The organism is Halalkalibacter sp. HAAS-P013 (genome assembly GCF_056619925.1).
Genome location: NZ_JBWQTU010000008.1, coordinates 204042 through 223798 on the forward strand (window position 1 = coordinate 204042; position 19757 = coordinate 223798).

17 protein-coding genes are annotated in these 19757 nt (G+C 38.5%); 14 read left to right on the forward strand and 3 right to left on the reverse strand.

The window, feature by feature from the left end; all coding sequences use genetic code 11:
• The first annotated feature begins 388 nt into the window (after positions 1 to 388).
• The 8 genes from AC1FXP_RS12715 to AC1FXP_RS12750 all read left to right on the forward strand — a co-directional run bounded on the left by AC1FXP_RS12715 (position 389) and on the right by AC1FXP_RS12750 (position 9038).
• Positions 389 to 1867: a sugar ABC transporter ATP-binding protein gene (locus AC1FXP_RS12715; protein WP_480061902.1), complete on the forward strand. Its 1479-nt coding sequence runs from the start codon at positions 389 to 391 to the stop codon at positions 1865 to 1867.
• Positions 1868 to 1881: 14 nt separating this feature from the next.
• Complete coding sequence (locus tag AC1FXP_RS12720) at positions 1882 to 2916, forward strand: ABC transporter permease (protein WP_480061904.1); 1035 nt, start codon at positions 1882 to 1884, stop codon at positions 2914 to 2916.
• A gap of 1 nt (position 2917) precedes the next feature.
• Entirely contained in the window at positions 2918 to 3973 is a 1056-nt protein-coding gene (locus AC1FXP_RS12725; RefSeq protein WP_480061906.1) for an ABC transporter permease, read from the forward strand.
• Between the two features lie 351 nt (positions 3974 to 4324).
• Positions 4325 to 5005, forward strand: a complete 681-nt coding sequence (locus tag AC1FXP_RS12730; protein ID WP_480061908.1) for a fructose-6-phosphate aldolase — start codon at positions 4325 to 4327, stop codon at positions 5003 to 5005.
• Between the two features lie 24 nt (positions 5006 to 5029).
• Entirely contained in the window at positions 5030 to 5629 is a 600-nt protein-coding gene (locus AC1FXP_RS12735) for a KpsF/GutQ family sugar-phosphate isomerase (protein ID WP_480061910.1), read from the forward strand.
• A gap of 35 nt (positions 5630 to 5664) precedes the next feature.
• A complete protein-coding gene (gene araB, locus AC1FXP_RS12740) occupies positions 5665 to 7323 on the forward strand; it encodes a ribulokinase (protein ID WP_480061912.1) in 1659 nt (552 codons plus the stop codon).
• A gap of 200 nt (positions 7324 to 7523) precedes the next feature.
• On the forward strand, positions 7524 to 8315 hold the full coding sequence (locus tag AC1FXP_RS12745) for a sugar phosphate isomerase/epimerase family protein (RefSeq protein ID WP_480061914.1): 792 nt from the start codon (positions 7524 to 7526) through the stop codon (positions 8313 to 8315).
• Between the two features lie 438 nt (positions 8316 to 8753).
• Positions 8754 to 9038, forward strand: a complete 285-nt coding sequence (locus AC1FXP_RS12750; protein ID WP_480061916.1) for a hypothetical protein — start codon at positions 8754 to 8756, stop codon at positions 9036 to 9038.
• A gap of 178 nt (positions 9039 to 9216) precedes the next feature.
• Here the strand turns inward: AC1FXP_RS12750 and AC1FXP_RS12755 are convergent, their stop codons facing one another.
• Positions 9217 to 9834, reverse strand: a complete 618-nt coding sequence (locus AC1FXP_RS12755; protein ID WP_480061918.1) for an RraA family protein — start codon at positions 9832 to 9834, stop codon at positions 9217 to 9219.
• 332 nt (positions 9835 to 10166) lie between these two features.
• Here AC1FXP_RS12755 and tlp point away from each other — a divergent pair, with 332 nt between their 5' ends.
• The 3 genes from tlp (at position 10167) to AC1FXP_RS12770 (ending at position 13327) form a co-directional block, all read left to right on the forward strand.
• Positions 10167 to 10403 carry a small acid-soluble spore protein Tlp gene (gene tlp / locus AC1FXP_RS12760; RefSeq protein WP_480061920.1) on the forward strand — a complete coding sequence of 79 codons (237 nt, stop codon included), beginning with the start codon at positions 10167 to 10169 and terminating at the stop codon, positions 10401 to 10403.
• Positions 10404 to 10671: 268 nt separating this feature from the next.
• A complete protein-coding gene (uvsE, locus tag AC1FXP_RS12765; protein WP_480061922.1) occupies positions 10672 to 11628 on the forward strand; it encodes a UV DNA damage repair endonuclease UvsE in 957 nt (318 codons plus the stop codon).
• 235 nt (positions 11629 to 11863) lie between these two features.
• Positions 11864 to 13327: a YhgE/Pip domain-containing protein gene (locus AC1FXP_RS12770; RefSeq protein WP_480061924.1), complete on the forward strand. Its 1464-nt coding sequence runs from the start codon at positions 11864 to 11866 to the stop codon at positions 13325 to 13327.
• Positions 13328 to 13463: 136 nt separating this feature from the next.
• Here the strand turns inward: AC1FXP_RS12770 and hcp are convergent, their stop codons facing one another.
• On the reverse strand, positions 13464 to 15131 hold the full coding sequence (gene hcp / locus AC1FXP_RS12775) for a hydroxylamine reductase (protein WP_480062061.1): 1668 nt from the start codon (positions 15129 to 15131) through the stop codon (positions 13464 to 13466).
• 202 nt (positions 15132 to 15333) lie between these two features.
• Here hcp and AC1FXP_RS12780 point away from each other — a divergent pair, with 202 nt between their 5' ends.
• The 3 genes from AC1FXP_RS12780 to AC1FXP_RS12790 all read left to right on the forward strand — a co-directional run bounded on the left by AC1FXP_RS12780 (position 15334) and on the right by AC1FXP_RS12790 (position 19047).
• Positions 15334 to 16347 (forward strand): 2-oxoacid:acceptor oxidoreductase family protein, encoded by a 1014-nt coding sequence (locus tag AC1FXP_RS12780; protein ID WP_480061926.1) that lies wholly within the window; start codon positions 15334 to 15336, stop codon positions 16345 to 16347.
• Positions 16347 to 18641 carry a thiamine pyrophosphate-dependent enzyme gene (locus tag AC1FXP_RS12785; RefSeq protein ID WP_480061928.1) on the forward strand — a complete coding sequence of 765 codons (2295 nt, stop codon included), beginning with the start codon at positions 16347 to 16349 and terminating at the stop codon, positions 18639 to 18641. The genes AC1FXP_RS12780 and AC1FXP_RS12785 overlap by 1 nt, the downstream gene beginning before the upstream one ends.
• A 223-nt stretch (positions 18642 to 18864) precedes the next feature.
• Positions 18865 to 19047 (forward strand): hypothetical protein, encoded by a 183-nt coding sequence (locus AC1FXP_RS12790; RefSeq protein ID WP_480061930.1) that lies wholly within the window; start codon positions 18865 to 18867, stop codon positions 19045 to 19047.
• A gap of 283 nt (positions 19048 to 19330) precedes the next feature.
• On the opposite strand, the gene AC1FXP_RS12795 is transcribed toward AC1FXP_RS12790, so the two are convergent.
• The gene (locus AC1FXP_RS12795; protein WP_480061932.1) at positions 19331 to 19699 is read right to left on the reverse strand and encodes a hypothetical protein; all 369 of its coding nucleotides are present in this window, start codon (positions 19697 to 19699) and stop codon (positions 19331 to 19333) included.
• Positions 19700 to 19757: the final 58 nt, after the last annotated feature.

Sequence of the window (19757 nt, forward strand, 5' to 3'; positions counted from 1 at the left end):
ATAGAGAAGTACCGTTCATCATCCAAGTATGATGATTCGGTATTTCTTTATATCAAACCTGGAATAAGTAGGCTCTTTTTAATGAAGGCATGTCATGCATTGTTTTAATACAATCGTGAGTTTCGTACTCTTGTTAAAAGAATAGAATCAGATCTGTTTTTATAACAAGGGTAGGTTTACCCCTGGATGATGGATAGCGAATCACATTCAATTTGTTCCTTCATTATTGATGAAGTGGCATCTGCGAACTCCGAAGCGTTTATAACAAGGCGGAATCGTAGTTCTTCAATGATTAAATCAAGGGTTATGTACTGAAAAGAATTTGAACAAGATACATTAAGAAATCAAAAAGGTGTTTAAAGGAAAAACAGTTAGGAGGAGGGGTACGATGTCAGAGTATATCGTTTCAGTCAATGGTGTTAAGAAATCTTTTGGAGGTGTGCGTGCACTAAAAGGTGTGGACCTGCACATTAAAAAAGGGGAAATTCACTGCCTGGCTGGAGAAAACGGCTGTGGGAAGTCCACAATTATTAAAGTAATTTCTGGCGTTCACAAAGCAGATGAAGGTGATATTGAAATTAACGGCCACAAATATACTTCGATTACTCCAGCCGAGTCGATCAAGGCAGGAATTCAAGTTATTTATCAGGATTTCTCCATCTTTCCTAATCTTACGGTAGTAGAAAATTTAGCTTTTAATAAAGTCCTGGCCAATAAAAAGAAATTTGTTAATAGAAAGGAATTCCGCAAAATTGCACAAGAAGCGGTAAATAAGATTGACTTCAAAGTAGATTTAGATGCCAGAGTGGAGACACTTCCAGTTGCAGACAAACAGTTAATAGCGATATCAAGGGCATTATTGGACGATGCAAAACTTATTATTATGGATGAACCTACTACTGCTCTCACGAAAAAGGAAGTAAAAAGGCTATTTGACATTATTAATAAATTGAAAGAAGAAGGTGTGACGATCCTCTTTGTCTCACATAAGCTCGATGAAGTTTTTGAGATTTGTGATAATATCACCATTTTCCGCAATGGAGAAAACGTCATTTCATGCCCGGTAAGCGAAATGAATGAAAGCAAATTTGCTTATTACATGACCGGTCGTAACTTTGATGAGGATGCGATCACGAAAGAAACCAATTTTGGTGATGCGGTACTAGAAACGAAGAATCTTTCCGCACCCGGTTTTTCGGATGTCAGTTTTCAATTAAGACAAGGGGAAATTTTAGGCATCACAGGTCAGCTTGGGTCAGGTCGGACGGAGTTATCCTTGGCATTATTCGGGCTTTTGGCTCCCTTTGGAGGAGATATTTTAGTAGACAACAAAAAAGTGGAAATTCCTAACCCTGACAAGGCACAAGAGTTAGGGATCGCGTTAGTTCCTGAAGACCGGTTAACGGAAGGTTTATTTTTACCGCAATCGATTAAATGGAACATTGAAGTAACAAGGTTGGAGAAAATCTCAAATAAACTCGGTGTAATAAATGAAAGGAAATTAAACGAAGAATCAAAACAATGGGTGAAGGACCTTGGGGTTGCCACGAATGATGATGAATTTCCTGTTCAAACCCTTTCAGGCGGTAACCAGCAGAAGGTCGTGTTAGCCCGCTGGCTAGCAGCTGAGCCAAAAGTTTTAATTTTAAACGGACCAACTGTTGGTGTAGACATTGGGGCAAAACATGACATACACAAACTGCTTCGTAAGCTGGCAAAGGATGGAATGGGTATTATCATCGTCTCCGATGATATCAAGGAAATTATTCAAACTTGTGACAGAACCCTTTTGATGCAAGGTGGAGAAATTACAGGTGAGATAGAGGGGAACGAATTAACGGTCGACCTATTGTCCAACTACATTTAAGAGGAGTGTGAACAATGTTTACTGTATCAAAGGAAAGCATAAAAAAGACAATGATGCGTCCGGAATTTTTTGTATTATTAACGATTATTTTGTTAAGTCTGTTTATTCAATTTAAATCAGGAGTCTTTTTCACAAATAATAATATTGTTGATATTTTACGTTCGATGATCGTACCTGGAATGTTTGCCCTTTGTGCTTATCTGGGCTTTATCAGTACAGGGCCTGATATTTCCTTTCCATTAATCGCAGCATTGAGCAGTTATATAGCAACGGAATTTGTATTTTCCACTGGTTATAATGGTCCAATTATCGTGGTGTTTTTGATTGCGATCGTTTGTGGATTATTAATGGGTGCTGTCAATGGCTTTATCATCGCGAAATATAAATTTCCAAGTTTAATTGTAACACTGGCAACGACATCTATATTCAGCGGGATACTGCTGGGGGTTTTTCAGGCAGGACGGGTGAATCTGCCTCCAGTCATGCAGGAGTATGGAAGGAATTCATTGATTTCAGTTGTAAATCCTGTTACTGGTTTAGGTTCAGCTCTGCCAATGACGTTCTTAATTTTTATAGGCATTTACTTGGCTGCTTACCTTGTTCTGAATTTTACCATGATTGGGCGGGGTGTTTACGCTGTCGGCGGTGATGAAACGTCAGCAGAAAGAGCGGGATTTAATGTTAAACGTATTCGGTTTGGAGTGTTTACTATAAACGGCGGAATTGCGGCAATTGCAGGTGTTTGTTATTCTGTTCAGTCTATGTTCTTCCTTCCGACGGAATTTGCGGGTATGGAAATGATCGTTATTGCAGCGGTTATTCTAGGTGGCACACGTCTGATGGGCGGGGTTGGGACTTTAACGGGATGTATTTTAGGGACATTACTCATAACGATCATTTCGAACAGTCTAATCTTAGTTGGTGCCCCAATTACATGGCAGCGATTTATCATTGGAGCGATTATCATTGCCGGTACAGCAATCTCAGTGATTCAAGTTCAAAATGTGAAATCTTCTAAACAGAGCTTGCTGAAAAAGGGGGTAGCATAAGATGAAAAGTGTAGTTAAAAAATATCAGAACGAAAAACTCAGCGCTTTTGAGCGGGATATCTTTACTAAAATTGATGGAAATATTTTACGTCTATTAATTATTTTTATGATTATATTTACAATTGCCAGTATTACGAAACCTCAAAGCTTTTTAACATTAGGAAATTTCATCTCGATGGAACGGCAATTAGTAGAGTATGGGTTACTGGCATTGGGTGTCGGTATTGCGATGGTTGCAGGGGGAATTGACCTGTCTGTTGTCTATATTGCAAATTTAAGTGCTATAACAACCGGTTTGTTTTTACGAAATTTTGTACCAATCGATGGAGGTCCTGAACAATTTTTGATCATAGGGATCGGTATTTTAATAGGAATTATAACAGGAGTATGTTGCGGTGCGTTTAACGGGTTCTTAATCTCACGGCTAAGAATTCCGGCGATGCTTGCTACGTTAGGGACGATGCAGCTGTTTATGGGTATTTCCATTATCATTACCGGAGGAAGTATAGTCAGCGGTATTCCAAGTGCATTTACTCAAATCGGTCGGGTCAATGTTTTCGGAGTTTTCCCGTTGTCGTTTATTATTTACCTTTTGGCGGTGATTGGAATTGCGTACATTATTGGGAAGACAAAGTTTGGAATGAGGTTGTATTTATTAGGTACAAATATAAAAGCTTCCAGATTTGCCGGGGTTAAAAATAACCAAATACTTATGAAGGCATATATTCTGTCTGGAACATTGGCTGGAATGGCTGGAATATTAAGTTTAGCAAGGATTAACTCTGCGAAAGCTGACTTTGGTTCAAGTTTTGTCATGCTGACGATTTTAATTGCTGTTTTAGGAGGCATCAATCCGGATGGGGGTAAAGGGAGAATTTACGGCATCTTTTTAGCGACACTGATCGTACAGCTCATTTCTTCTTATTTAAATATGTTTCCGCAGATTAATAACTTCTACCGTGACTTAATCTGGGGAACTGCTTTGATCATTGTTCTGATTGTGAATTTTGTACTGGACAAGAGAAAGCAGCAACGGTTAGTAAGGATGAGTCAATAGAGTGCCCAAAAATGTTCAGGAGGAGGATGTATGAGACAGCCTAAAATTATGCCTATCTTGGCTTGAAAACGATCATCGTTGGTGATATCACCGAGCCAGCTATGACTGATAGGGATGTACTAATTGTTGGTTCAGGGAGCGGAGAAACTCTTATCCCCTTAAAGATTGCAGAGAAAGCAAAAATAATCGGCTCAAAAATTATCCACATTGGGAGTAATCGGGACAGCCGAAACTAGCCTACCGTAATTTTTATGAAGCAACAAAAAAGGAGTAGCTTATCCGCCGATTGTACAAAATACTTTCTAAAAAGAAAACCGATTTATTAATAGATAAATAAATGGAGGAAGTTCAATGGAGTTAATGTTAGATACTGCAAATATTAATGAGATCGACTATTATTCAACCGTTTTCCCCATTGCAGGTGTTACCTCAAATCCGAGTATTTTAAAGGAAGAAGGACCAATTGATTTATTCAGGCATTTCAAGGAAATAAAAAATCTAATCGGCTATAAAAAGTCCATGCATATACAAGTAACTACAGATAAGCATGAAACAATGATTGAAGAAGCCTGTAAAATTGCAGAGATACTCGGAAAAGACATTTATATGAAAATTCCTGTTCATGAAGAGGGATTAAAGGCCATACAAACGTTAAAAAAAGAGAACTTTAAGGTCACCGCTACTGCTATATATACAAAAGCTCAAGGTACGTTTGCAATGATGGCCGGTGCTGATTATATCGCGCCATATTATAACCGAATGGAGAACAGTACTATTGATCCAATCTCAGTTATAAGTCATCTTTCCAAATTAATTAAAGATAATAATCTGAAAACAAAAATCTTGACCGCTAGTTTTAAAAACATTGGTCAAGTGATGAACACGTATGAAGTCGGTGCCCAGTGTGCAACAGTCAGTCCAAAACTATTAAAAGAGGCTGTCGAGATGCCATCAATCGAAGCTGCTGTAAAAAAATTCAGGAATGATTGGGAAGAAGTGTACGGTAAGGACACAACCCTTCTCGATATATAAAAAATAAAAGGTAGGTGTTATGTCATGTTTTCGGAAATTTTCACTTCCATGCATCAAACGCTCACGAGAGAATCGGAAGCTATATTAGAAATAAGGGATAATTTGAGTGAAGATCAGGTAGAAAAGGTATTTCAAATAATCAAAGATTGTAAAGGTAAAATTGTTACCACGGGATGTGGGACATCTGCAGCAGCTGCCAGAAAGATTGCCCACACTCTAAATTGCGTAGAGCGTCCGTCTTTATTTTTATCCCCGTCCGATGCGGTCCATGGAGGGTTGGGTGTTGTACAAAAGGAAGATGTCGTCATTTTATTTTCAAAAGGGGGCTCCACAAAAGAGATTAATGGTTTAATTCCAAGCTGTAAGGCAAAAGGAGCAACCCTCATTGCTGTTACGGAATCAGAAGAGTCATACATGGCTCAGGAATGTGATTACCTGCTTAAATTAAAGATTAGTAAAGAACCGGATGATTTTAATATGTTGGCAACTTCGAGTATTTTATCAACGATAGCTGTTTTTGATGCTATTTCAATTGCTGTCATGAGGGACAGGGGATTCACGAAAGAGCAATTCGCCGTGATTCATCCAGGTGGTAAAGTTGGGGAAAGACTTACTAATAAATGATGGTCAATATCTGATAAAAAGGAGGTTCGGTTACTTTGTCAAAATATACAATTGGTGTAGATTTTGGAACTCTTTCCTGCCGGGCAGTGTTAGTGGATGTGAAGACAGGAGAAGTATTAGAATCAGCAACTTTTTCTTACCCCAATGGCGTATTAGATACATCGCTTCCAAATGGTAAGGAATTACCTCCTGATTGGGCACTACAGCATCCACAGGATTATTTAGATGCTTTTTCTGCAACGATACCGGATATTATTCAAAATTCAGGTGTTCATTTAGGTGATATTATTGGTATAGGGATTGATTTTACAGCTTGTACAATTTTACCTATCAAATCAGATGGGACACCTTTATGTTTTATTGATAGATATAAAGATGAACCCCATGCTTACGTAAAACTGTGGAAACATCATGCTGCACAAGACAAAGCGAACAAATTAAACGAAATTGCGGAAGAAATGAATCAGGAATGGTTAAAGCGTTACGGAGGCAAAATTTCTTCCGAGTGGTTGTTCCCGAAAGTATGGCAAATTTTAGATGAGGCACCTTATATTTACGAAGAAGCAGATTTTTTTATTGAAGCGGCAGACTGGATCGTTTGGCAGCTTACAGGGGTCCAAACCCGAAATGCGTGTGCTGCGGGATATAAGGCTATTTGGAATAAAAAGAACGGATATCCGGATAAATCATTCTTCAAAGCACTAGATTGGCGGATGGAAAATATCGTTGAGGATAAGCTTAATTGCCCTATTTCCCCAGTGGGAGAAAAAGCTGGAGAAGTAACAGAGAAAGCATCTGAATTGACAGGATTACGGGTGGGAACTGCAGTTGCCGTTGGCCATGCTGATGCACACGTGGCTTTACCTGCCTTATCGATTACTGGCCCGGGAAAAATGCTTGATATTATCGGAACATCAAGTTGCCATATTTTATTAAGTGATAAAGAGCAGCATGTTCCCGGTATTTGTGGGGTTGTTGAAGATGGTGTAATTCCAGGCTTTTTTGGTTATGAAGCAGGACAAAACTGTGTAGGGGATACATTTGGATGGTTTGTTAATCATTGTGTTAGCAATGAATACTATGAAAATGCGAAAAAAGAAAATATCACTATTCATGAATATTTAACGAAAAAAGCAGGACAGCTGAAGGCGGGTGAAAATGGATTAATTGCATTAGACTGGTGGAATGGAAATAGATCTACACTTGTTGATGTAAATCTGACAGGACTAATCATCGGGCTGACATTACAGACAAAGCCTGAAGAAATTTACCGGGCATTAATAGAAGCAACAGCCTATGGAACAAGAAAAATAATTGAGACGTTTAGAAAAAATGATGTTCCTGTCAATGAATTTTATGCAGCTGGGGGAATTGCGCAAAAGAATTCCTTGGTAATGCAAATATATGCAGACGTCATTAATATGCCTATCAAGATTGGCGGGGCTTCTCAAGGACCGGCTCTAAGCAGTGCTATATTTGGAGCGGTAGCAGCAGGATCATCTAGGGGCGGTTTTGACGATATCTCTGAAGCTAGTACCGTTATGGGCACATTAGATGATAAGGTGTATTATCCTAACCCTGAAAATACGGAAGTATATGATCTATTATATGAGGAGTATTCAAAGGTTTACGATTATTTTGGAACAGGCCGGAATAATGTAATGAAAAAATTAAAGGCATTGAAAAAGAAGTGAGGTGGTGCACTGTAACAATCACTCTCTATTCAAAAATAAAAAGCCTGTTTAAAGCTCCGTATAATATAGTTAAACGTCGTTTAGATACGGCGTTTTTTGTATTGATAGACAGTTATGTTGAACGCTGTGCTTTAGATTTTGTAGGAGATATGTAGAGCCCACGTTTATTAATAGCCTATTAAGGGAGAAGGACTGATGGAATGAAGTTTGCTAAATATAGAGACCAAATGATTGAAGTTCAAGGTTATCCACCGGGGATCCAGTTGTATTCTGTAAGGGAGGAATTTCGTCATGATCCCTTTGGGACGTTGAAAGCGTTAGCTGAGGTGGGATATCAGACAGTTGAGTTTGCTGGCTATTTTGAAATTCCGGCTTTTACGATGAGTGGGTATTTGCATAAGCTTGGACTAAGGGCTCCGGCCTCACATGTATCATTTGAGAGACTGAAAGAGGGTCTTGAGGGTGAGATCACTTATGCCAAGCGAGTAGGGATTCGGTATATCGTAATTCCTATGATTGAAAGAGATGTGTTTTATGATGCAAAACTGTATAAGGAGGTTGTGCGCACTGTAAAATGGATCGGAGACCAAGTGAAAAAACACAGGTTGCAATTGGTATATCATAATCATGAGCATGAGTTTGAACGTCTGCCAGGAGGGCAATTGATTATCGACCGCTTTCTTCTTGATGTGGGTGTTGATTTGATGCAGTTAGAGCTTGATTTGTTTTGGGTGCGTTATGCGGGTTTTGATCCAGTGGCCACATTGCAAAAATACAGAGGTCATGTTCCACTTATTCATGTGAAAGATATGGATATAGCGGGGAAATCCACAGAAATAGGGAACGGGATCATTAATTATTGTGCGGTGTTTCCAATTCTAGCTGATGTGGGGGTGAAATACTATTTTATTGAGCAAGAGCATTTTGAGCGACCGCCACTTGAAAGTATGGAGATGAGTCTGACTTATTTACGTTCTGTTGGATTTGTTTAATGAGGGAGTGAGTGGGACGAGGAATATGTCTTATAAAAAAGAACTGAACCCTGAATGAGATCGGTTATAAAAATCCCAATTCAGGGAGAGTACGATAGTGAGCGTCTCTTTTTTAGTTTTACTTAAAGATTTTTCTTTGCTTTAGGGTTTGTTGCTAGAGATCAATTCTGAGTTTGTTTGGGGACTCAATGGAAGTATAAACGGTTACTCACCGGAAATATAACTTGTCGATCATTTCTTAATTTGAAATATGATTGACAAGCTTTTTTAATGCTCATTATTATTAATCAGTGAAATTTTAATATTGAAAAAGATTAATATTAGTAATACAATAAATATGTTTTATATCCAACATTGGATAGTTATAATAAAAATATCAAAACAATTTATTATAACTTATTTTTAAACTTCGAATTCAAAATTGGAGGGGAAATTAGGATGATCGTACAGGATTTATTAGGAAGTAGAGTGTTAACAAAAGTCGAGAATGCATTAGTAATTTATGAAAAAGTACTGATAAGGGATGTACTTATGAGTGGGCATTTTTGCATTGAAGGAAATAAGAAGGTAGAAGAATATATAAAGGTTATTACTGAAAATGATAATGAATCTATTCAGGTGGTTGCTTCCTATAAAGTAGGAGTAGAGTATGCGAGTATAAATGAGATCATCACTAATTTAGAAACTAATAAAGCTTGGAATTTAGAAAAGGTTGCGCTATAAAAGTGAAGAAAAGAAATTCTTGTAAACTCCTCAATTTGGATAATGAAAAAAGAAGTTTAAAATGAAAAAATGATCCTAGCATAATGAACTAAAAAAGACTCAGGTGCTACTGAATGTTAATAATTAGATGTAAGGAAAGGGGTTGTCTCAATGTTTTTTTGAGACAACCCCTCCCTTGTTATTTTGAAAGCATATCATCAATATATTTGTGTATAGCTTCAATATTACCAGAGATCGTTTGTTCTCTATTTTCATCTCTTTGTAACTTCTCCAAAGATTTTTTTAAGACCTCTTCTTCAATATGTTGAGGAACAACTACAACTCCATCTGCATCTCCTACAATAATATCACCTGGATTAACAGTGGTTCCACCTAAAGAAATAGGAACATTCATGTCTCCAAAGCCTCCTTTTCCACCAGCTGCTAATGTTGTTCCTTGACAAAAGACGGGGAAATTTAATGCTTTACTTCCTTTAATATCACGAATTACCCCATTTGTGACAACTCCTATAATTCCTAATGTTTGTGCCATTCCTAAAACAAAATCTCCAGCAATAGCACGAGTGGTGTCCCCGTGAATGTCAATAACTAAAACATCACCAGCCTTAGCTTCTTTCATCGCTTTTAGTACAAGTAGATTATCACCTACAGGTACTTTAACTGTAAAAGCTCTTCCAACCATTTTGTAGTCTTCTTTAAGTGGTTTTATGGAAACATCCATGTTCGTCAGACCTTGTAAAGCATCAGATATACAAGTAGCTGGTATTTCTTCAAATTGCTTAATAATTTCAGTCATAGTAAAGCCCCCTATAATAATACGTCTTCACTTTAATTATAGAGAAGAAATATTATTTATAAAATTAAAATAATTTATGCTTAACGATAAAAAATTATAATCGGTAAGAAAACAAAATTTGTTGTTAATTCTTATAATTAGTGGTGCTAGAAGTTTTTCCGTTGATTCGCTACTTGAAAGGGAGGGTTCTTGTATCTAATTAGCAGGATCATCATATCAGAGAAAATAAAGGAATCCAAAATAATCATGTCCATTTTCTGAATTATCATTTTCCGTCTTTGTCATACTAAGATGGCGCTAGTAAAAGCGCCTATCTTACGTGAAAAAGGGGGATGAACATGGCAAAACCAGATAATCGAAAGAATAATGTGGAGCGCTTGCAACAAATGAAGGATAATACACAACATAATATTGAGGCGGCTGAAGAGACGTTGCAGTCGGACTTACAAGAAGAGCAACGAAAAGCAATTAAAGAGAAAAACCATCGACGTGCGGAAAGCATTAAGGCGTTTGATGCTGAAATAGCTGACGAAATGGAAGCAAGAAAAAGCGGGTATAACAACCAATAAAGGCAAAATCCAACCCTGTAGATATAGTGTTGATATTTCTACTAAAAGTAGGAGGAAAACCGAAAGCATTGAGAAAGGTAAAACAACCTTTTTCAATGCTTTTTTACATAAGAGGCCCGAAAAAAGTGATATTTACCTTTTTTCGGGGCCTCTCGGAGAACCGCCCCTTTTTAGTAAGTTTAAATTGCCTCAATAGTGATTGAACCCGTATGAAGTTCCTGTAACTCACACACACTACATTCATCTATCATAGGTTTGGAGTGGTACGATGATACTCAGGTTCGGATACGTCTCAACAGCGCTTTCTTTATGGGAAGCTTCCCCTTCCAGAACGTTAACGTTTACGAATTGGAAGAAACAAGATCAAGATAGTAGAAAGGAGGAAAAGTTATACCATATTACAGAGCAAAATTTAAAAAATACGATTCGCATTCTTCATTATAATATTGCACATGGCATTGACGTTTATCGAATGTCTTCTTCGATCGTACCGCTTGCTACACATCCAGAGGTTAAATGGGATTATGTGACACCTTTTCATGATTTGTTCAAAGAAATTGGAGCATTGGTTCAAAAATATCATTTGCGTGTGAGCTTTCACCCGAATCAATACACATTGTTTACGAGTCCACAGGATCATGTAACGACAAATGCCATTACCGATATGACCTATCACTATGAAATGTTTGAAGCAATGGGATTACATAAGGATGCAAACATAAATATCCATGTTGGTGGCGCTTATGGGAATAAGGAAGAGGCGATAGCTAGATTTAACAAAAACTTTGTGAAACTTGATAAAGCTATTCGTAGGCAAACGACGCTTGAGAACGACGATAAAACGTACACAGCAGAAGAAACTCTGCAAGTTTGTGAAAAGCACGGTGTTGCCTTTGTTTTTGATTATCATCATCACTGGGCAAATCCTGGAGATGAAACAGTAGAAGATTTACTTCCTAGAATTTTTGCCACTTGGAAAGGTACTGGAAAGCTTCCTAAATTTCACTTATCCTCTCCAAAGTCAGAAAAATTAATTCGAGCCCATGCCGATTATGTTGACATGGAGTTTGCCATTCCCTTTATCAAAGCATTAAAGGCTTACGGGAGATCAGCAGATATTATGATAGAGGCGAAAGCGAAAGATAAAGCGGCATTAAGGCTTGTCGAAGAGTTAGGCAAAGTGCGAGGGTTTAAGAGAATTAATGGTGGGGAGATAGAGATGTAAGGGACAGGAACTACGACCCACTATCTAGAGGGTTTCAACTTGTCCCTTTGTCCTTTCAACTCTATGAAAAAAGTCTTCCTGTTTAATGAGGCAGGAGGGCTTTTTTAGTAGTAGTTAATGATGGGTCAATGAACCTGTCCCTCCGATCCACGTCATCGAGCAAGACGGGGATGAGGTCCAGGTTGAAGCCGCACCAGGTTGGTTCTACTATCAAGGGAATATGATAGGGCGTGAATTGCCATGGAATATCGACATTTCCTACATGCTCGATGGGGAAGAAGTTCTTGCAGATGAGTTAGCAGGAAACGAGGGCCGGTTACTGCTCACAATCAAAACATCAGAAAATGAACGAGTAGACCCTTCGTTTTTTGAAAACTATACGATGCAAATCTCTCTCACTCTTAATACCGAGATCATTAGCAATATCCAAGCACCAGATGCAACGATGGCGAATGTAGGGAAGAAGAGACAATTAACGTATACGGTCATGCCTGATAGTGATGCGGATATTAGTTTTCTTGCTGATGTTGTCGATTTTGAAATGGAAGGGATCGACATTTCAGCTATTCCGTTATCAATGGCGCTTGATCATCTAGAAACGGACGAAATGACGAGCGAAATGCGAACGTTAAGTGATGCGATTCAAGAAATAAATAACGGTGTGTCTGTTTTAAACACAGGTGTATCGGAATTAAACGATGGTGTTCAAAGTTTGAACTCTGGTTCTCGACAATATGGGGCAGGGATGATCGAAATAAAGAATGCTTCCTCTGAAATCATCAATGCTTCCCGGATAATTGATGAATCACTCAGGACACTATACAGGGGACTGAATGGCACATCAGGTGAGATGGATTTGAGTGATTTAGCGCAATTGCCAGAAGGGTTATCGATTATGGCAGATGGGCTTAATGAGGTAGGGGGTGGATTAACCCAATTAAAAGAACACTATGAGATGGCATTTTCAGCATTAAATGAAGCGATCAACGGTATTCCAGCTTCTGCTGTATCCGAAGAAGACATTCAGCAATTATACGCAAGCGGTGCGGATCCAGATACAATTGAAAAGTTACTAGATGTGTATGTTGCTGCCCAAACAGCAAAAGGAACATATGACAATGTGAAAGAAGCGTTTGCTGCTGTTGGCAAGACGTTAGAAGGAACTAGCGGCGCTGTCTCTGACATAAGCAATCAGTTACGCACGATGGCAAAAGAGCTTTCCGTCGCTTTTGAGAGTATGGAAGGATTGGACGCATTAGGTGAGTTAGAAGAAGGAATCGGTTTGTTTGCCAAAAATTATGGCGAGTTTCATGCAGGCCTCGTTTCTTATACAGACGGTGTCGCGCAGCTGGCAAACTCTTACAGCGAGATTGATTCAGGGTTCGGGGAAGTGGCAAAAGGGACATCGGAGCTGAGTGACAGTGTCGGAGAGCTTCATAATGGTACAGAAGAATTAGCTGATACTACAAATGATTTACCAGAACAGATGCAAGAAGAGATTGATGCAATGAGGGACCAATTCGATAAGTCAGATTTTGAGCCCGTTTCGTTTGTATCACCGAAAAATACAAACATTGCATCTGTCCAATTTATTCTCAAAACAGAACCGATTGAAGTAGAAGAAGAGGAAGAACCAACTTTCGATGAGGAAGAAGAGAAAGTAAGTTTTTGGGAGCGTCTCAGAAATTTGTTTCTCTAAGGGACGAGGGGAACTGGTAGAGACCACTGAAAAAGGGAAAACCACCCTTTTTCAGTGGCCTGGAACTGGTCATGTCTCAAAAGAGAAGGCATTCTACGTACCGTTTTTGCGCTACGTAGAATGCCTTTCATTATATCTATAAATTTTCTCCTGCTGTTACCGTCTCAGGCATGAACATTTCGATATCATCTGTTACGTTCGTGATGCCACCAATGTTGAATTTCTCTATCAACATATTTTTTACATTTTCTGATAAGAATGCTGGCAAAGTTGGACCGACATGGATGTTTTTCACATCAAGGTACAGTAAGGATAAGAAGACAATCACGGCTTTTTGCTCATACCAGGCAATGTTATAAGATAATGGTAGATCGTTGATACTTTCTAACCCAAACGCTTCTTTTAACTTTAATGCAATCTGGACCAATGAATAAGAATCGTTACATTGTCCGGCATCTAGTACTCTTGGAATCCCATTAATATCTCCTAAATCTAGCTTATTATATCGGTATTTCGCACAGCCAGCTGTTAAAATGACTGTATCTTTAGGTAACTCTTCAGCAAAGTTTTTATAATACTTTCTGCTTTTATGTCTACCATCACAACCCGCCATAACAAAGAACTGTTTGATATCACCATTTTTTACAGCCTCAACGACATTGTCAGCCAGTTTTAGGACTTGATCATGTGCAAACCCACCAACAATTTCCCCTTTTTCAATTTCTACTGGTGCCTCACATTGTTTGGCATGCTCGATGAGTGCAGAAAAATCTTTCGTTCCATCTTCCTTTTTTTCTATATGACTAACACCTTCAACACCTGTTGCACCTGTTGTGTACATGCGGTTTTTGTATGAAGCTTTTGGTGGGACAATGCAGTTTGTCGTCATGAGAATAGGACCATTAAAACTCTCAAACTCACGTGTCTGCTCCCACCAAGCATTTCCATAGTTTCCGACAAAGTGATTATACTTTTTAAATGCCGGGTAGTAGTTAGCTGGAAGCATTTCACTATGCGTATAAACATCAACTCCTGTTCCTTCCGTTTGAGCAAGGAGTTGTTCCATATCTTTTAAATCATGACCACTTATTAAAATTCCCGGGTTGTTACGAACGCCGATGTTGACCTTTGTGATTTCAGGGTTCCCATAGGTGGTTGTATTGGCGTTATCTAAAAGCTCCATTGCATGAACGCCATATTTCCCACATTCCATGGATAAGCCTACTAATTCATCTATCGATAGGTCATCATTCGTCACGTCAGCAAGTGCTTTTTGCATAAATGCATAAAGATCGTCTTGCTGATATCCCAAGTGATTCGCATGCTCCAAATAAGCTGCTAATCCTTTTAGCCCATATACGATGAGTTCCCGTAATGAACGGATGTCTTCGTCTCTAGTTGCAAGGATACTTACTTCTTGGCTAGCTGATTTCATTTCAATTTCCTCATTCGTTTCAGCATACCAAGTGACAAAGTCACCCGTGTTTTCTACCATATGACCAGCGTTTGTAACAGCAAATTTTGTCTCTTCGCGAAGTGATAAGCCTTTTCTTATATGATTATAGAAGTCTTCTTTATCCCAATTGGCATTCGTTATTGTCATAAAAAGAGATGTAACGATATATTTATCTGTTTCCTTTTTATTTACGCCTAGTTCTCGTGCGACATTATTGACAATAGCAACGCCTTTAATTGTATAGATAAGTAAATCTTGCATATTAGCAAGATCATCCTTTTTCCCACATACCCCAACGATTGTACAACCAGTCCCTTTTGCAGTTTCTTGACATTGATAACAGAACATACTCATAATCCTTACCTCCAGTAAATTACTTTGTAATTTTGATTACATTAATGGTAACAAGTTGTTCTGAAAGAGGTTGTGATGTAAATCACTTAAAAGGGCAGTATGATTTGAATCACAGCAAAGAAATTCATACCTTCTATAATGAAAAGGACAGTTTATCAATGATAAGCAACTATTAAAAAGTGTAGGAGGGAATGTTTTGTCAATTTTACCGCAAAAAAATGAGCTTGGTTTTTTCGAAATTCGCTTAGAATCGATCGGCGGTTTAGGAGCGAACCTAGCAGGAAAGATGCTAGCAGAAGCAGGAGTATTAGGTCTTGGATTAAATGGTTCGAACTTCTCTACATACGGTTCAGAGAAAAAAGGGTCTCCTGTGAAAAGTTTTATTCGCTATTGTGAACCGGATGTAGAAATACGTGCACACAGTCCGATTGAAGAACCACATGTAATCGGTGTTTTTCATGAAGCCTTATATAAAATGGTCAATGTCACAAGTGGCATGAGGCCTGATGGCATAGTTCTTGTTAATTCAACAAGACAGTTTGAAGAAATAAAAACAGACTTAAAAATAGAGCAAGGAACCGTAGCTATTGTCGATGCCTTAAGTATTGCCGTTGAAGAAAAAACGAAGGTAAATACAGCTATGCTCGGTGCCCTCTTTAAAATATGTGACTTTCTAGATCCAGATGTTATGAGAGATGTGATTCGTAAAACATTTGAAAACAAATATCCACATTTAGTAGATTCGAATATTCGTACCTTTGATCGTGGTTTTCATGAAGTAAGATTTAAAACATTCGAAGAGCGTAAAGAGGTAGTAAAGCAAACGTTTGAACGTCCTCAAGTTCAATTAGGCTACTTAACTCAAGAAATTGGTGGTACGATCACGGCTCAAGGAAATAGTGTGTTAAAGGACGTAAGCGGCTCGCGTCAAGGGTTCTTACCACAGTTAGAGGTAGAAAAATGTATTAATTGTGCTGCCTGTGATACGGTTTGCCCTGATTTTTGCTTCGTCTGGGAAGAAGGGGAAGATAAAAGAGGTCGAAAGCAAATGTTTCTGAAAGGAATTGACTATCAATATTGCAAAGGTTGTTTAAAATGTGTAGAAGCTTGTCCGACTTCCGCACTAACAGACTTGCGAGAAATGATTGGGTTTTCCGATGAAAATCGTGTGAAACAAAACTTTCCTTACATAGTAGGAGGTCATTCATAATGGTGATGGTAAAAGAAACGGTTAAAGAGATACATGTAGCAAAACAAACAACGACATTTGAATCGGGAAATGAAATGGCTGCCATGGCAGCTGCGCAAATTAACTACCATATTATGGGTTATTTTCCGATTACGCCTTCAACAGAAGTTGCCCAATACTTAGACCAAATGAAAGCTCGTGGTGAACATGATATCAAATTAATTCCAGCTGACGGGGAACATGGTTCGGCAGGTATTTGCTACGGGGCCTCAGCTACGGGTGCACGAGTGTTCAATGCAACGAGTGCGAATGGGTTTTTATATATGATTGAACAATTACCTGTGCAGGCTGGAACGCGTTTTCCAATGGTTATGAATCTCGTAACTCGTGCTGTCAGTGGGCCGCTTGATATTCGTGGTGATCATTCCGATCTTTACTATGGGTTAAATACTGGGTGGATAATATTAACGGCAAGAACTCCTCAAGCGGTTTATGATATGAATATCATGGCTTTAAAAATTGCCGAAAACGCTAGAGTTCGTCTACCAGTCATTGTTGCGTATGATGGTTTCTTTACATCTCATCAAAAAAGAAAAGTAGACTATTTTACAGATCGGAAAGTTGTTCAACAATTTGTAGGTGAATGTCCGACTAATTACCATTTTGCTCGTGATCCGAAGAAACCTGTTACGATTGGTGCTCATATGAATGGTGGCGATTTGATTAATAACCATTTTCAACAATCAGAAGCCATCTATGCCGCAGGTGAAGTTTTTAAAGAAGTCGTCTCTGAGTATGCGAAGGTATCAGGACGGGAGTATTCCGTACTAGATCTTTATCAGATGGAAGATGCAGAAGTGGCCCTATTTTTATTAAACTCAGCAGCAGAATCAGCGAAGGATGTAGTCGACTGCTATCGTAAAAAAGGAATCAAAGTAGGCGTCATCAGTCCTAATATCATTCGTCCATTCCCTGCAAAGGAAATAAGAGAAGCACTAAAGAATGTGAAGGCACTTCTAGTAGGAGAGCGTGCAGATTCATACGGTGCAAATGGCCCTAACTTAACACATGAAGTAAAATCAGCTCTTCAGGACGACAAGAACAATCAAACCATTGTGTTAAGCCGAGTATTTGGTTTGGGTGGAAAAGACTTTTATGCGGATGATGCAAAAAAGCTTTTTAATATGGCTATTGATGCAGCCGACAAAGGGTATGCAGATCAACCGTTTGATTATTACGGACATGTTCCTGGCAACCCAGAACATGCATTAACACCAATCCTTACGCCGCAACATGGAGATGTCTATAAATCAGGATTAATCGATGTGAAAATGGATGAAGAAACACAGAAATTGAAGGTGAAAATACCACCGCTCCGTAATTTAACCGATAAGCCTAAGCGGATTGCTTCTGGGCATGGTGCTTGTCCAGGATGCGGAATTTTTACAGGATTGGAGTTGTTTTTTAAAGGAATTGAGGGCGACATCGTCGTCTTATTCCAAACAGGTTGTGCTTATGTAACGACAACGTCATACCCATACAGTTCCCATAAACAAACGATGATTCATAATTTATTCCAAAATGGACCAGCGACATTATCTGGTACAGTGGAAGCCTTTTTGGAGTTGAAACGTCGTGGAGAAATTGAAGTCGCTGAAGATGCAACATTTGTAATGGTGACAGGGGACGGTGGAATGGATATTGGAATGAGTTCAGCCATTGGTACAGCTCTTCGTAACCATAACCTCATCATGCTCGAGTACGATAACGAAGGGTATATGAATACAGGATCGCAAATGTCTTATTCAACTCCTATTGGACATATGACAAGTACATCAACAATCGGGAAAACACAAAAAGGAAAAGCATTCCACCATAAGGACACAGCCCAGATTATGGCTGCAACAAATATTCCATATGTATTTACTGGAGCAGAAGCATTTCCTCAGGATTTAGTAAAAAAAGGAGCAAAAGCACAGTGGTATGCCCAAAATGTTGGAACCGTCTATGGAAAAATACTAATCACTTGTCCACTTAACTGGAAATCTGAAGATCGATATGGTGAAGTAATTTTAAAGCAAGCGGTAGATTCTTGTTTCTTCCCACTGTATGAGGTTGAACAAGGAATAACAACCATCACGTATAATCCAGAAACAAAAAACAAGCGTGTTCCATTAACAGAGTGGTTATCATATATGGGAAAAACGAAACACTTGTTAAAAGAAGAAAATCAAGAGCTATTAAAAGACTTTGAAGCAGAAGTAGAAAAGAGATGGCAACGCCTTATAGCAAAGCATGAAAATGTATATTTGTAAGGGGATGGCAAACGCACGTAGCGTTTCTAGGAGAAAACGTAAAATATCCAAGAGGGCACTGAAAAAAAGTCGGTTTTTCACCTTTTTTAGCCACTCACCAACACCTTTCTTTTCATAGAAAAAGTTAAGGACCAAGTTCGTTTTGTATTCATAAGATAGTAACAGGTATCACTTAGTATAATTCTCTTTTTAATTCTTATAATAAAAAAAAGGAGTGATACTTATGGCGAAACGAAATGGCAAAACAAATGCAGATCAAAAGAATAAACAAGGATTTGATTCAAGTAAAACCGATTCAGAGTTCTCGAAAGAGCCCGGAAGTGCAGCGGCTAATCGAGCGCACAAAGAAAAAGCTAAAAAGATGAAATCATCTAAAAATCAAGGAGAATGGAAAGGAATGCATTGATTTACTTTTTTTGTTTCAATGAATTGAAAAATTAGTAAGGTAAGTGCATGAATACAGTCTTCCTGTTACTAGAGACAGGAGGACTTTTTTTTTGTATAAGCTAATTAAAAAAAGCCCATAGACAGGTACCTGTAACAGTGGAAATAGATTCAATATAAGTGACAAAAGCTGCAATTATTAGTATTTTTCAATGAGCTAGGGGATATCCCAGTCTATTTCATTTTGCTTGACTGGAAAAGGAAGGAATTTGATCAAAATTGGTATTGAAAAATAACTGAAAAATCTATTTGTTGGTAATCATTTGTTTAATTAAGCGGATGTCCATTTCATGATCTATAACTTTTTGAGCAACATCTTTCAAAAGCAATTCTTGTTCAGTATTATGGGCAACTTGTGAGGCAACAGTATCGAGTTTCTTACTCATTTGATCAAGTCGAATGGCCATGTTTTCAAGATCGTGCTTAGTGGCCATGCCTTTGAGGTCTTGCTTAGTGGCCATGCCTTTGAGGTCTTGCTTAGTGGCCATGCCTTTGAGGTCTTGCTTAGTAGCCATGCCTTCGAGATCTTGCTTAGTAACCATGTTTGCTTCAAGATCGTTTACTCGCAGGTTTAATTTTTGTAATTCCTTAAGGATTAAATCAAATTTTTCCATAGAAGAGCCCCCTTTTTACATAGAAACGATTATATGCTAAAAAAGCGCGGAAGTTTGT